The sequence below is a fragment of the Paenibacillus endoradicis genome (assembly GCF_024721975.1).
Map to the genome: position 1 here is coordinate 1,089,477 of NZ_JANQBB010000001.1, position 13,304 is coordinate 1,102,780.

The window sequence follows — 13,304 nt, forward strand, 5'->3', positions numbered from 1 at the left end:
TTATCCATTTAGATTTAATAGCTTATTCAGTAAGTTCAAATTTATTAAATTGTTATGTCTCCTGTAAGAATGTCTACTTGAATTCACTTAATCGCTCGTTTAAGCGCTATGATCCTTCCTATCTAACGGCGAGTTTAGAATACCTAGAAGTAAAATTATCCAAAGCGGAGAGTTTCCAATAGCATGTACAGCAAATGAAGCCCAAACTGTGAATTTCTTAAGTGGATTTAATGGTAAACGATGAAATTTTTCTATGAAAACGGAAATTGACAGGATTCCACCATCTAACCAATAGAGAAAGATTGATATAGGTAGCAAGATAATGACGGGCATCCATAAAAAGAACCAAAAAGAAAAATAATGGAACACCTCTACTTATTAATTTCGGTGTGCAATAGTAAAATCAACAATATAACAGAAACCCACTTTAGATAACTTTGATCTGAAGTGAGTTTCTGTGTTGGTAAGCGTACTGCTATACTAGAAATTCGATATTAATCTCGTTCTACTTTCTTTCGACGGAAAAGTGAAACTCCGCCGAAACCACTTATTACAGCGATGTAAAATCCAAAGTCATACCACCAACCTGAATTATATGTTTCATACAATCTAATATCATGGTTGAATAAACCAAGTAGTAATGAAATAGGAGCAATCCATCCATGCCAGATACCCATAAAAAATCCCGCATGATGTTCAGCGTTATTATTTCCATCTCCAGGAATACACCCCGTTAGAAGAGTCATAATCATCAAGAACATCCCTATCATGACAAAATACTTAAATTTCATTTCCATCACCTTCCACTTAAATTCTTGTTATTATTTATAAGGTATTTACTTACAACCTCAGACACCTTACTGCCAAGTATAACAATTTCCCTACTATTTTCCGAGCCCTATTCTATGCTTCCCCTAAAGTGATTATGTCGCAGCAGACATGTGATTTTAGAGCTTTTTTATCAGTATGACTTCAAGAGGTTGAGTCTCCAGTAGTAAACACCCGGCATCTCGATATCCAAGTTTTCTATAAAAATGTTGTGCTTCTTCATCAGATTGAGTTGATGTCATAACTAGCTTAAATCCACTTTGCCTCATCATTTCTTCCCAATACAATACAATTTCCTTTCCAATTCCTTGTCCTCTATATTCTTCATCAATCCATATCATGTTCATAAAAGGGATATTATCCCAAAAATATCCGTATCTCATCCAACCTATTTCTTTCTCTAATTCTTTAAGTATAAAGATCTCCTTTTCATTAATTTTCGCTCTTACAAGGGACTTAGGAATATGGATATCTCTTTCCACAATGTATGTATAATCTTTTTCAGTTGCCAGTTCTATCTTCAATTTAATTCCCCCGATATACTCTTCTAATTACCGTGTTATGTAAGATCATTCACTTTGTAAACTGTTAACGAGTGTTCTTCGATGTGTTTCAAAATCTCTTGATTGTTCTTTACTATTACTCTCTTGTATGAGAAACTACTTGTCAATTCCAATATTGTATAAATACCTTCCTTGTCGTATCCGCGATTCCATATGAATAGCATCTGAAATAAATTTTTTAATGATTGTTTATAATTCCATTGTTCGATACCCAATCTTGTTTTTATAAATCTATAAATAACTCTAAAATCACGAATAAACTTATTAGGTTTAATGATAAATATTAAATCAGCATTTTTGAAACTATCATGTCCCCACTTATAATGAACGCCTTCGACTATCCAAGACTCTTTATTAATAATTTCGCATAACTTAGAATCTCGTATTTCTATTGGATATCTCACATTTACTGCACTTTTATCCCAGACGAGGTTATCTAGTTCATAGTAGTTAATTCCATATTTTTTTGATAACACTTTTGCTATAAATGACTTCCCACTCCCGCAAGCTCCAATTATACGGATTTTAATATACATCGTCCCCTTCATTTAAGCTAATTCCATCTCCAACCAAGGCGAATACCTCGGCGTGAATCTGGCATTAGATTTTCTCATCTAATTCTAAACAGTTTCATGTATTAATAGCGAACCAATTTCCTTGTTCCAGAAAGCAGTTTCTCCAATAAATTGATCCCGGCATGCCATCAACTAATATTAGTTTTGTATTCATTAATATCAGTCCCATCTGAATGTCTAGTAATATAGATGCGTTTCGTTGATTTAATTTCTTAGAAGATTTATATACTATTTCTACTAAATTACGTCTTGCTGATTGGATATTATTCGATTAGTCTCACTATCTACTTTTGACAATATTGTAAATCTTAATTTATTAAAGTCTATACTCGAAAACGAAGAAACAACAATACTAACTGAATAATCCCTTCCAAAAATTCTGTCTATTTTTTCCGAAAATGACGGTTTACTTTGGTCTTTAGCCCATATTCCAAACATAGTTACACCGTTTTCTCTGTAAAAAGAAATTTGATGTATTTTATTTAATTCAATAATTTTATGACCAAATAACCACTTATATTCAAGATACTGGTCAGTAACAATTAAGTAAGGCTTATTAATGAAAACTGTTGAAAGCCAGAAATATCCGAACAATACTAAAAATAATAGAGAACTAATATTCAATATGACCTTTGTAAAATCGTTACCTGGTATAAGAATGAAACCAACAAAAAGCATTATTATAAACAAATATAAAATAAGAACTGCTCTTTTGAGTTTTGCCTTTTGGTACAATGGCAGGGTATATAATCCATTGTCCTCAATTAATGTTTCATTCATGGTAATCACCTTTCATATTTCATAAATTGATTTACAACTATTAAAATGTAACATTTAAAATTCTATGAGAACTAATAAATCCAGCCTTCTCTATAGTTTTTTTAGATCCTATATTTGTCTGAGAACACGAACATATGGGTCTACAATTAACTTCATAACAATGCTCTTTTAATAGTGTAAGAATATATGTGCCAATTCCCATTCTCCTATGTTCTCTTGAGACAACCATGCCCACATCTGCATAAGGCTTTTGCTTCTGACTAATAATACACTCCCCAGTTCCTAAAATTTTTCGATCATTATACAAAATAAATAATTGTTCTCGTAGTAGCAACTGCTCTATAAAGTCCCTTATCCATTCGCCGCTACCTTCAGTATTAATTGTGTAAAAATCAATTACTTCTTCCAAATCTCCTAACGTCGCTTTCTTGAAGATTTTATTGTTGAAATTAGATAGCGATGGTTTTATCCTTATCCCATCATAAAAGAGATAACTGTTAATAGAAATTTTCCTAGTTAAATCAAAGCATAAAGATAAATAGAAAGGCTCAATAGTGCTGCAAATCGCATTACTAATATTTTTGCAAGAAATTATAAACCGGAATATGTCTTGAGCAAGCATTCGAAATTCTTCTAATAAATGAAACTGAAGTAAACACATGTTTGAGTCTACACAGAAGTATCCTGCTTTATTTCCGTTATATTTTATAATCGAAAAGGTTGAATTTCCAATAATAGAGCTCTCCCACATGCCATCCATTGGTGCAACAAGTGATTCTAGATATTTTAGTCTAAAGTTTTGTATTTCTTCTAAGTTATTTATTTCACAACATTCAATCATACGATAATTACTCCATTCGGTTTTTTAATATTCTTTAACTATGATCTTCGATTAATGATAACTTTCCATTCTTGATCTTAAATATTGATTGTCCTCTTAGTTGAATCTTATCTCCTGCTTTCAGACCATTAGGTAGATCCTTAGCAATTATTGCTTCATAATCAATTTCAGCTTTAACTCTATCATCACGATACTTACATTCAATAATTCTCTGACAACGTTGTGAAAATATCTCTGCTGATTGTTCTGCTAAACCTTTAAATGCTTGAATGCCACTTGTTTCTGCATTAATCACTCCGCTTGAAATGTTTCTAAATTCTATATCCTCATTCAAAAGATTTACGATTCCGTTAATATCAAAAGAGTTATACGATTTAATATATTTCTGAATGATCTTATCAATTTCTTTTCTGTCCACAAAAATTCCCCTCTCAGGTTATAAGTACATTGTGCTTCAAGAGCTATTATCAAAAATCTCTTTCAAATAAGTAAACCTTACCATTTAGAGGTCTCAAAAAATTGTCACCTATATAACCCCTTCTTTTCAGTTCTTTACTTAGTACTGTCATAAAGGCGCCGTGAGTAACTACCAATATATTGCTATTATCATTTAATTCAATCTCGTCAATTACTCTTTTTGCTCTTAATATAGTGTCTTGTTTACTTTCCTGTGTAGAATGATTTAACAACCAACCTACTCTGCCCAAGATTAACCAGAATGAACGATGTAACTTAAATTTAGTTTGTAATATTGCCTTAATGTGTATTTCTCTCAATAGGTTTGTTGTAATTATTTTGTCTTTAAAGATCAGTTCAGCTGTTTTTACTGACCTAGGTTGATCACTGGAATAACAAAGATCCCAATATATTTTCTCTATAAATTCATCACTTTTAATATCGCATTGGTCATAGTATTCGACCCAACTATTAAATTCTGATGATGTCATCCAAAGAGCTTTCGTAATATCCACTACGCTGAAATGTCTAACTAATCCAACTTTCATTCATTTTTCTCCTGATTTTGTATTCTCTCGTCATATTTCATATAACTTTCTTGATTTCACGATGTAAGTTCACATGTTATTAGAATGGTTTCTTAGGAGGTCCTTCAACTGATGTTGAACATGATGCGAGGATTAAACTGTTTATAGTTGCTGGTGATCTTTTCTTACGTTTATTCACAGTGTTTTATCAATTCAGATGTTTCACCTAACGTTCAGGTATTTATCAACTTGTGCAGCAAGTTGTCAGACAGCCATTGTATTCTTGATACTCCTCTGCTGACCAAGGCGCAGCTACTGTGAGAATACTGTGTTATCTGATGTAACATGACTTCTATGATTAGTTTTCAAAATCTTGAATCTTTCTTTTGTTTTCAATACGCTCCTTAAAATTACCTTGAGTGTATTCATTAATGGTTTTATTCCAAAATAATTGTGCAGGTTTATTAGTCTCAATTTGATAGACTTCCCATTGTCCTTTGTGTAAGTTGAAAATTTGTTTAGCTACTGCTTTACCAATTCCTTCTTTTCTATATTTTTTCAATATAAAAAACTCAGCAATAGAAAAGTAATTGCGCTCTTTTGATTCAATAAGTCTTACCAATACAAAGCCTACATATTTGTCATTTTGTTTAATAACATATGGAAATCTATGATTTACCTCTCTCCAATAGTCTTCTAAATGTGGGTATGTCCCAAATAATCCATCGTCTTCGACATCGCATTTGACAAATTCAGAAAAATCATAAATATAGAATTGCATTAGATTTCTTAAAACATCTTTGTAATCTTCTGTAGCTTTTATTAATTCATAATTCATATATAGTGATCACCTTTATTCTTTAATTTATTTGTATTTTCTTATAACGTTCAATTAATCACGAACTTGCTCAGCCACTTAGTTATTACCTACTTAATCTTTTGTTTATAAATTCAATAATTTCTTGTCTATTCCAAACTACAAATTTATATTGTACTTCATCTCGCGTTGTAATTAATATTCCATTCGGTACTATTCCCAAGGTATTTCGTTTTTTAATCGAAGTTATTTGGTCAATCTTAATCTCGGTACTACCTTGTTGAATATTTAAAGCATGTGAAGCAAATAACACACTTCGGTCGGAAATCTTCAATCTACCACCTACAGACTCAATTCCTCTAAACAGATTTGCAAATACATCAAAATGGATATATTCTTTATTATCACTCAATTTATTCATCCTTTTTTAATTCGAATTTTGAAATACAGATCTATTTATATCTTTTTATTTATCCAAAGATTACACCTTTCGTTCTTGCATTAACGAACCCGAAAGGCTTAAGTGAGCGCAGCGGTCGGTTCGTCAGACTTAGCCTTGCAGGGTTGTTACGTGAATCTGCTTCTCTGTTAAAATCTTCACCAGTGACAGAGTAGTGTATACAACCATGCATTTATGCGGTGTTATCTGAGGCAAGTGACAACTTGTGCTGCTTTCGTCATCTGCTCTATAACCGTCTTTTTATTCTTTCACTAGTTATATTTATGCCATTCTTATCAGCCCACTTTTTAAAATCCTCTATATTCATATCTTCATTATTTTTGAATCTAAAATGTAGATCATTCAATATGAACTTTTTCCCATATAATTTAATACCAAGGCTTTGAATAAAATAACCCTGAATGATAATCTTCTCGATTTTATCTATTGAAACTTCGACATTGTTTAGCTTTATTTTATCATCCATAATTTCCAATTGATTATTTTTCATCAATATCTTGGCTAGTAAACCTAATATAACGCTTACTAATGCTAGGTTAAATATTAAGTGAATAATAAATAGTAGCGTATTCTCTTTAATTAGCAATGCTAATCTTAAATGAAATAATGCTAATAAAGAAAATGTAATTAATTGAAAATACATAGATGTTGGGGTCTTTGTTTGAAATTTCTTGGTCATTCTTTGTTTTATCTCCTTTTCACTGGTTTGAGATAACGTTCAATTAATCACGAACTTGCTCAGCAAGTTGTCATATGAGTCTGCTACTTTGTCAAAAGCTTCAGAGTGACCAAAGGCGTATGCCATATGCGTGTATACTGTATTATAAGATGTCAGTACCTTCTTCAAATACTCGCACAAAATTTTTAGTGGATAAGTATAAACGATTAATCTTCGATCTCCCACTGTGGGTTCCAAACAACTTCCCACAAATGTCCATCTGGATCTTGAAAGTATCCCGAATATCCACCCCAAAATGTATCATGGGCTGGAACTGTTATAAGAGCATCATTACTTACTAGTGATTCCTGTTAGTGCAATAATAAAATAACTTGTTATTCATCTGTTATACTGATAATCGTCATAATGTTCTTTGCATTGCATAGAACTTACTTACTATTTTCCAAAGTTTCTTTCCATATTGCAGATTTTCCGTAACCTAAATACTCACCCACCTCAATAACCTTACTGCCAAGTATAACAATCTCCATACCATTTTCAGTGTCCCATTCTGTGCCTCCCCCTAGAGTTACACCAAATGTATTATCGTTTCTATCATAAGGATTTCTATAAAGATCAACTTCCCCTACCTCCATATAGCCCAAAATCTCCCTTCCAAAAGCTTGGGCTAATCCATTAGGATACTCCATGGTATCACTGGACATTTTGACGGTTTTCCATTCACATGCTTTAATGCATATTTCATTAATGGTTTCATCCGGCAAATGATTTAAAACATCTTGAATATAGCATTCTGCTTCCTCCAAACTCATGTCTTCGGTACTAAAACGATATTCAACATTACATTGGAATAAAGTGAGTAACCCAAATCCAGACATAAAGTTCTCGTCTGAAGTATCTACTACTCCAACGTGTTCTAAATGAAATTTTTCAGCCATAGTATTTCCCTCCTAATTATTAAGCACCTCAACTAGAATATCCAAAGTTTTAATCATGACACTAATGAGCAAGCTCTCCTTCGAAACGATATAGCGTTAATGCTATGTTATAAGATGGTCGGGCTCTCTTCGAGTTTGCTATCAAAAAATGCCTTATTTGTCTTTGTCCAATTAACCATAAAGTCAAAAAGATCAAGAGAATATCTATGATTATGCTTACAATTAACTAATTCACTCTTTATCTTATTTACGTTACTTTCAACTTCAACCGACTCAATAAAACAGACTAATCCTGGGCAAAACTCATTCAATGCTTGAAAATATCTCATTTGAGGTTCAATGAATTTTAGGTTTAATTCGAATCCTCTTCTCAATCTAGTTTCATCTTTTCTCTTCCTTTCCCTTAAGGTAGATTCACTAGTATAAAGTAAAAAATACTTATCCGGAAAACCTAATTTTCTTTGACTCAATAACGGTCTATAAAAATTTTCAACAAATTCTAATGTTTGTCCGTTAAATAACTTAAAATCAAATGCCCAGTTATACCAAAAGGGCTGATATAAATCGATGTCAATTATCACTAGACCATCTTGCTCTTTTTCAGAAGCAATCTTCCATCGGTCGATCTGTCTTTCGAAAAACCATTCTGGGTATTCTTGTTTAGGCTTCTTCCACCATGAAGCAACCTCTGGAATATGAAATGCCCCTATTTGATTAGTAAGTGCAGCTGAGGTTGTTGTCTTCCCACCTGCACTTGCTCCTTCAATGCTTATAATTGTCATAATTATGATTCCCCTTTTGTTTACCAGGTTGCCCTTCTCTCTTAAAACTTTAAGGTATTCATGAACCTTCACTTCCTTAAACGACCATAGCAAGTGGCCACGACGCGGTTAGGCAGTGCAAGGTTCTTCGGATAAATATGCTTCCCTGTAAATATCTCCTACCGGAGCGAGGGCGTATGCCCGATGCGTGAATATAGTGTTATGCGAAGGTCCTGGCTTCTTCGATTAACTCTCATCCAATTCTTCCTTATAATGACTCATGTCACCATGTTGTAATATCGAAGAATTCTCTTTATTAATTTCTATTTTACTTAGACAAGTTGGGTGAATGTACGGCGGGTGCCAAATATTCTTTGTTACACTCTGTTCAAAATATGCCATGACCATCTTAATAACCACTGTATGAGTAATTATTAAAATAGACTTTCCTTTATTGTTATGTATAATTTCATCTAGTTTCTTAATTGCTCTATCAGATACTTGTTGGAAAGTCTCGCTATTCTCTACTTGAAATGCTTCTGGATCATTCCAGAAGTTATAAAACTGAAGTGTAAAATTATTCTTTGCTTCTTCCTGAGTAATACCTTCCCAAACTCCTAGATTTATTTCTTTAAATGCCTCAGATATTTCAATCGGTATATCTCGATGTCCTTTGACTATTTCTGCGGTTTTTATAGCTCTTTGACTTGAACTCGTGTATATCAAATCAATTTTCTGATGTTGAAGTGATTCTCCTAACCATGCTGCTTGCTTAATGCCCCGTTCTGTAAGTGGAGAATCATTATGACCTTGGAAACGTTTCTGAATGTTCCATTCAGTTTGTCCATGTCTTGTTACATAAATTGTAGTTGTTTCTAACATGGTGTTGTTTGCTCCTTTAAATAGATTTACAGGGCTTTCGCATAACGTTCAGCTACTCACGAACTTGCGCAGCAAGTTGTCACTGATTCTACTACTTCTGCCAAAAGCACCAAAGTGACTAAGGCGGAGCCGATGTGTGAATACGTTGTTATATGAAGGATGGGGCTTCATGGAATCATCTAGGTGCACTGATTGCTCTTATCTGTTGAATAATTTCCACAGTGTTTTGGGGCTCCTTAATAACATATAAATAATTAGATTCATCTTTACTTGGTTGTATTTCTATCGATTTTTCTTGTCTCTCCAAGACTTCAAAAAAATTCGAGGCATTTCTAAATATAGCTTTACTTCTTTGGGTTCCTAAAACACGTTCTTTTAGTAAATCTACAGGTAAGTCAAAGTAAACAATAACACTTTTAAATCCTTTATCATGGAAAAATCGGAGTACATTTGATCTTCCTGATTTATTCAAATTGGAATTGCTTAGAATAATATGAAAATTACTTTGCTCCGTAGCATAATTAACTACTGCATTTGTTATAGAGAATTTCAAAGTGTTAGCACCAACTTTAGGTAGAAGTTTTTTATAATGATAATTAATAAATTCAGCGTGATTATCCTGATCAATGACAATGGCTTGTTGCAATACTGATTCTAGTTCTTTAGCAAAGGAGGTTTTGCCACTATGTGTTTTTCCAACAGTCATAACTACTAAGCGTTCCATAAAGTTCACCCCTACTTCCTCGAATAAAGACAGGACGTCGACCTTCAAGTAATCGGTTTATTGATTTTAAAATCTGTATTCAAATGTTCTTATACTTATTTTTCTTAAGTATTTAAGTGTTGTATGTGTTTCAAGCGTTTAAATTTTCAAGCGTTTCAAGCGTTTCAAGCGTTTCAAGCGTTTCAAGCGTTTCAAGCGTTTCAAGAATGATTTTCTTTATTCTGGTTGCTGTTGTAAAGTTTTTTCAATAGGTTTTGATTATTTGCGAGGTTACAAAGTGACCCTTTGTATTCAGAGTCTAACTAAGGTGAGGAACGTTAGTGAAGTAATTATTAATATTGTAATTGTGATTTCTCCAAACAACAAGGACGTTGTGGACGTACTGGCTATCAATACAATTAGGATTACAATGGCGTATAACGTTCAGGTATTCACGACGGACACCCCCAGAGTGAATATGGTGTTAGGTGATGCCCTGTCTTCATTGTGACACTAAATATTTCTATTCCAATTTACTTTTTAAACTTTCATCAGATAGAATAAATAGTATAGACAAGTCATTTATGGATTTAATCTCTAATATTTTTTCATTTATTGGATTTTTTTCTGTTCCAGTTACATGGATTTTACCTTTATTACTTTTATCAGTTGGTTCGTAAATAAATGAAACCTCAAAATCAGAATAACCCTTTCGATATACATAAGAATACATATAGTCTTTACCTTCACTACCATTTTGAAAAATAAAATATTGTCCTTCTTCTCCTGTCAAAATAGCATTAACTAACCATTTTTTTACCTTATCAGATTGTTCTGACCCTACTTCGTACAACTTATAATCGATTATTGCATTCATACTGTCTTCTAAATTTACTTTTTCCTCTGTTGAGCATCCCGAAAATATTAAGACAAATAACATAATAAAAATTAAAATATTAGTTCTCATGCAACCTCCATTTAAGTTTTTAGGTTTATATATGTCTTTACAGAGTTTCGCATAACGTTCAAGTATTCACGAAATTGCGAATGCAAGTTGTCACTTGAAACTACTACTCTGCCAAAAGCACCACCAGTGACCAAGGCGAAGTCGCCACGTGAATACTGTGTTAGGCGATGCTCCTCCTCATTGAGAAAACTTCACTTCTATTATCTGTCTAGTCCGTTTCGTTAAAATTAATTCAAGTTCTTGATCAATTTTAAATAGACCGATTTCACTCTTAATAATTCGTATTTTCTGTTTCTTTCCATTAGGTTTTAGTACACTTATGATTTCATTATCTGTTTGTATCACTCGAACTTTCATAGTTCTTTTGTCCCTTATTAATAAATCCAACGTTAATAATGCAGTAATAATAATATAAAAAATAAAAATGATGCAAAAAAATACAATTAGCATTTTTCGTTCATAATAGAAGTTTAGTAATATTTGTGTTCCTGCTAGAAAAGTAAAGCAGATGTCAGAAATCAGAATATATCGAATTGAACATAAATAGGTTTTCACTATTTCCTCCTACTAAATCTGATTGGGTAGTTTCGCCTAACGTTCAGGTATTCACAAACTTGCGTAACAAGTTGTCAGTCAGAGTACTCTTTCTGAATTTCCTCTGCTGACAAAGGCGTAGCCGCCGCATTAATACTGTGTTATGCGATTTACTCGAATTACTATTAACTTACTTTCACATATCACTTTTTATAATAGTGTATTTCAATATCTTTGTTCTTTAATACCATTTCATCTTTATTTAATTCAATTGCGAACAATGAATCTTCCACTAAGATTTCTTTCTCGGCTTTCCATTGATAATTCATATTCTTTTCTTCCTCATTATATTTCTTTTGTATACTCCCACCTTCTATTGATACCAAATTAAAAGATTTAGCATTAATATTGGTCTCCGTTACTTCTAAATAATTATAATGTCCTAGCTCTTCGTCACTTCCAACTGTTTCGCTTACTTGATCTGATTCCCAAACACCGAGTAACATAGCTTTATTATCTTGTTCACAACTTGATAAGAAAACTGAAACAATCAGTAATAACATCAATGTCATTAATTTAGGCATTTAAGTTTCCTTTCTTTATCGGTTTTGTTTTCGAGTATTTCGCCTAACGTTCAGGTATTCACGAACTTGCGTAGCAAGTTGTCACTGAATCTGCTACTTCTGACAAAAGCATCATATTGACCAAGGCGTAGCCGCCCGTGAATACTGTGTCATATGATGCGGGGGACTACCTGACATACGATCAAAAAACCTTTATATTGTCTTCACCAAAATAAAATCCCTTAAGCTTTTCATTAAAAAAACTCTTTAATTCTTTTTTATCAATTGTATAAAGGATTCCCTTACCTTTTATATCTGTTCTTGTTATATAAATCTTTTCAAGATCATATTGAATTCGGATTTCTTTATTGGCCTCTAATCCAATAATAATGCCTGCACTGATACTCGTATTATTCGGTATCTGTTTCAATTCCGTTACTTCTGATTCCGACACAGGATTAATCCAATATATAATATTTTTAATTTCTTCTTCATTCAATATAATCTCTTCCGTTGAGACATATCCGATTCCACCTGTTTTTGAATAGACTCTTTTTGACATCTCTGTTTTTGAAATTTGTTTGAGTTGAATCTCCTTGTCTAAAATATGTTTAACGGTATATTCATTATTTAAATCAAACATAAAATATACAGTTATAATTAAAAGAATAGGTAAAAAAAATCGCCTCAATTTGATTGATTGAATTTCAATTCCTCCATTTCATATAACGTTCAGATATTCACGAACTTCCGCAGGAAGTTGTCACATGTATATACTACTCTGCCAATAGCATCAGAGTGACCAAGGTGTAGCCGATGCGTGAAAACTGTGTTATGCGATGGGATTGACTACTTTAAATATTCTAAGCAATCAATGCAAATACTTTTCTGTTCTTAAATGACTATATAATTTTAACTATTACTTTCCTTATTGTTGACACTAGCTTTCCTAGCAATTTTCTATTCGCGTTTTTTCTTATAGTGTTCCCAATAAGAATAGCTTACTAAAAAAGCTCCTGGACCAAATAAAGTGATAAAATTTGCTGATATTCCATAAATAACAAAATACATTAAACAACCAAAACTAATGATAATGATTCTATTTAGTTTCAGTTCTTTATACTTGTCTTTTTTACTGAGTATATTATAGATAATCATTCCTACTATTATTGTATTAATTATTTGTATCATTTTTCCTCCTAATAGGACATTAATGTAAATATTTTCAATTATTTCATTGCATTTCTTAGCAATTCTGTTTGATACATTCTAATCCTTTCGTATAACGTTCAGGTATTTTCCAACTTCCGCAGGAAGTTGTCAGACAGAATCCTCTTCCTGGATTCCCTCTGCTGACCAAGGGCGTAAGCCCGCAGAGTGTATACTGTGTTAGACGAAGCCTGTGGCTTCTTTGATTTAATCAAGCTATT

Annotated in this window: 19 protein-coding genes and 1 pseudogene; all 20 read right to left on the reverse strand. The window is 32.6% G+C overall.

What is annotated here, in order from left to right:
• Positions 1 to 494: 494 nt before the first annotated feature.
• Positions 495 to 791, reverse strand: a complete 297-nt coding sequence (locus NV377_RS05070) for a hypothetical protein (protein WP_258200067.1) — start codon at positions 789 to 791, stop codon at positions 495 to 497.
• Positions 792 to 947: 156 nt separating this feature from the next.
• Entirely contained in the window at positions 948 to 1,352 is a 405-nt protein-coding gene (locus NV377_RS05075) for a GNAT family N-acetyltransferase (protein WP_258200068.1), read from the reverse strand.
• Positions 1,353 to 1,387: 35 nt separating this feature from the next.
• Positions 1,388 to 1,927, reverse strand: a complete 540-nt coding sequence (locus NV377_RS05080) for a P-loop NTPase family protein (RefSeq protein ID WP_258200069.1) — start codon at positions 1,925 to 1,927, stop codon at positions 1,388 to 1,390.
• A 276-nt stretch (positions 1,928 to 2,203) separates the two neighbouring features.
• A complete protein-coding gene (locus NV377_RS05085) occupies positions 2,204 to 2,746 on the reverse strand; it encodes a hypothetical protein (protein WP_258200070.1) in 543 nt (180 codons plus the stop codon).
• A gap of 40 nt (positions 2,747 to 2,786) precedes the next feature.
• On the reverse strand, positions 2,787 to 3,587 hold the full coding sequence (locus NV377_RS05090) for a GNAT family N-acetyltransferase (protein ID WP_258200071.1): 801 nt from the start codon (positions 3,585 to 3,587) through the stop codon (positions 2,787 to 2,789).
• Between the two features lie 34 nt (positions 3,588 to 3,621).
• The gene (locus tag NV377_RS05095) at positions 3,622 to 4,005 is read right to left on the reverse strand and encodes a nuclear transport factor 2 family protein (protein ID WP_258200072.1); all 384 of its coding nucleotides are present in this window, start codon (positions 4,003 to 4,005) and stop codon (positions 3,622 to 3,624) included.
• 49 nt (positions 4,006 to 4,054) lie between these two features.
• The gene (locus NV377_RS05100) at positions 4,055 to 4,591 is read right to left on the reverse strand and encodes a histidine phosphatase family protein (RefSeq protein WP_258200073.1); all 537 of its coding nucleotides are present in this window, start codon (positions 4,589 to 4,591) and stop codon (positions 4,055 to 4,057) included.
• A gap of 337 nt (positions 4,592 to 4,928) precedes the next feature.
• Positions 4,929 to 5,408, reverse strand: a complete 480-nt coding sequence (locus NV377_RS05105) for a GNAT family N-acetyltransferase (RefSeq protein WP_258200074.1) — start codon at positions 5,406 to 5,408, stop codon at positions 4,929 to 4,931.
• An 85-nt stretch (positions 5,409 to 5,493) separates the two neighbouring features.
• Entirely contained in the window at positions 5,494 to 5,799 is a 306-nt protein-coding gene (locus NV377_RS05110; RefSeq protein ID WP_258200075.1) for a GRAM domain-containing protein, read from the reverse strand.
• A 274-nt stretch (positions 5,800 to 6,073) separates the two neighbouring features.
• Positions 6,074 to 6,526: a hypothetical protein gene (locus tag NV377_RS05115; RefSeq protein WP_258200076.1), complete on the reverse strand. Its 453-nt coding sequence runs from the start codon at positions 6,524 to 6,526 to the stop codon at positions 6,074 to 6,076.
• A gap of 206 nt (positions 6,527 to 6,732) precedes the next feature.
• Positions 6,733 to 6,861: pseudogene (locus NV377_RS05120) on the reverse strand (VOC family protein); the annotation flags it as partial.
• A gap of 93 nt (positions 6,862 to 6,954) precedes the next feature.
• The gene (locus tag NV377_RS05125; protein WP_258200077.1) at positions 6,955 to 7,464 is read right to left on the reverse strand and encodes a DUF6985 domain-containing protein; all 510 of its coding nucleotides are present in this window, start codon (positions 7,462 to 7,464) and stop codon (positions 6,955 to 6,957) included.
• A 107-nt stretch (positions 7,465 to 7,571) separates the two neighbouring features.
• Positions 7,572 to 8,246, reverse strand: a complete 675-nt coding sequence (locus NV377_RS05130) for an ATP-binding protein (protein ID WP_258200078.1) — start codon at positions 8,244 to 8,246, stop codon at positions 7,572 to 7,574.
• A 225-nt stretch (positions 8,247 to 8,471) separates the two neighbouring features.
• Positions 8,472 to 9,107: a histidine phosphatase family protein gene (locus NV377_RS05135; protein ID WP_258200079.1), complete on the reverse strand. Its 636-nt coding sequence runs from the start codon at positions 9,105 to 9,107 to the stop codon at positions 8,472 to 8,474.
• Positions 9,108 to 9,282: 175 nt separating this feature from the next.
• Complete coding sequence (locus tag NV377_RS05140; RefSeq protein ID WP_258200080.1) at positions 9,283 to 9,831, reverse strand: ATP-binding protein; 549 nt, start codon at positions 9,829 to 9,831, stop codon at positions 9,283 to 9,285.
• 502 nt (positions 9,832 to 10,333) lie between these two features.
• On the reverse strand, positions 10,334 to 10,777 hold the full coding sequence (locus NV377_RS05145) for a hypothetical protein (protein ID WP_258200081.1): 444 nt from the start codon (positions 10,775 to 10,777) through the stop codon (positions 10,334 to 10,336).
• Between the two features lie 177 nt (positions 10,778 to 10,954).
• Complete coding sequence (locus tag NV377_RS05150) at positions 10,955 to 11,134, reverse strand: hypothetical protein (protein ID WP_258200082.1); 180 nt, start codon at positions 11,132 to 11,134, stop codon at positions 10,955 to 10,957.
• Between the two features lie 380 nt (positions 11,135 to 11,514).
• Positions 11,515 to 11,895 carry a hypothetical protein gene (locus NV377_RS05155; protein WP_258200083.1) on the reverse strand — a complete coding sequence of 127 codons (381 nt, stop codon included), beginning with the start codon at positions 11,893 to 11,895 and terminating at the stop codon, positions 11,515 to 11,517.
• A gap of 181 nt (positions 11,896 to 12,076) precedes the next feature.
• Complete coding sequence (locus tag NV377_RS05160) at positions 12,077 to 12,517, reverse strand: hypothetical protein (RefSeq protein WP_258200084.1); 441 nt, start codon at positions 12,515 to 12,517, stop codon at positions 12,077 to 12,079.
• Positions 12,518 to 12,834: 317 nt separating this feature from the next.
• Positions 12,835 to 13,065 carry a hypothetical protein gene (locus tag NV377_RS05165; RefSeq protein ID WP_258200085.1) on the reverse strand — a complete coding sequence of 77 codons (231 nt, stop codon included), beginning with the start codon at positions 13,063 to 13,065 and terminating at the stop codon, positions 12,835 to 12,837.
• Positions 13,066 to 13,304 lie beyond the last annotated feature (239 nt).

Bases quoted from the DNA above. Each gene is read 5' to 3' on its own strand.
- NV377_RS05070 (WP_258200067.1), bottom strand. From the start codon at position 791: ATGAAATTTAAGTATTTTGTCATGATAGGGATGTTCTTGATGATTATG.
- NV377_RS05080 (WP_258200069.1), bottom strand. From the start codon at position 1,927: ATGTATATTAAAATCCGTATAATTGGAGCTTGCGGGAGTGGGAAGTCA.
- NV377_RS05085 (WP_258200070.1), bottom strand. From the start codon at position 2,746: ATGAATGAAACATTAATTGAGGACAATGGATTATATACCCTGCCATTG.
- NV377_RS05090 (WP_258200071.1), bottom strand. From the start codon at position 3,587: ATGATTGAATGTTGTGAAATAAATAACTTAGAAGAAATACAAAACTTT.
- NV377_RS05100 (WP_258200073.1), bottom strand. From the start codon at position 4,591: ATGAAAGTTGGATTAGTTAGACATTTCAGCGTAGTGGATATTACGAAA.
- NV377_RS05105 (WP_258200074.1), bottom strand. From the start codon at position 5,408: ATGAATTATGAATTAATAAAAGCTACAGAAGATTACAAAGATGTTTTA.
- NV377_RS05115 (WP_258200076.1), bottom strand. From the start codon at position 6,526: ATGACCAAGAAATTTCAAACAAAGACCCCAACATCTATGTATTTTCAA.
- NV377_RS05125 (WP_258200077.1), bottom strand. From the start codon at position 7,464: ATGGCTGAAAAATTTCATTTAGAACACGTTGGAGTAGTAGATACTTCA.
- NV377_RS05130 (WP_258200078.1), bottom strand. From the start codon at position 8,246: ATGACAATTATAAGCATTGAAGGAGCAAGTGCAGGTGGGAAGACAACA.
- NV377_RS05135 (WP_258200079.1), bottom strand. From the start codon at position 9,107: ATGTTAGAAACAACTACAATTTATGTAACAAGACATGGACAAACTGAA.
- NV377_RS05140 (WP_258200080.1), bottom strand. From the start codon at position 9,831: ATGGAACGCTTAGTAGTTATGACTGTTGGAAAAACACATAGTGGCAAA.
- NV377_RS05145 (WP_258200081.1), bottom strand. From the start codon at position 10,777: ATGAGAACTAATATTTTAATTTTTATTATGTTATTTGTCTTAATATTT.
- NV377_RS05150 (WP_258200082.1), bottom strand. From the start codon at position 11,134: ATGAAAGTTCGAGTGATACAAACAGATAATGAAATCATAAGTGTACTA.
- NV377_RS05155 (WP_258200083.1), bottom strand. From the start codon at position 11,895: ATGCCTAAATTAATGACATTGATGTTATTACTGATTGTTTCAGTTTTC.
- NV377_RS05160 (WP_258200084.1), bottom strand. From the start codon at position 12,517: ATGTTTGATTTAAATAATGAATATACCGTTAAACATATTTTAGACAAG.
- NV377_RS05165 (WP_258200085.1), bottom strand. From the start codon at position 13,065: ATGATACAAATAATTAATACAATAATAGTAGGAATGATTATCTATAAT.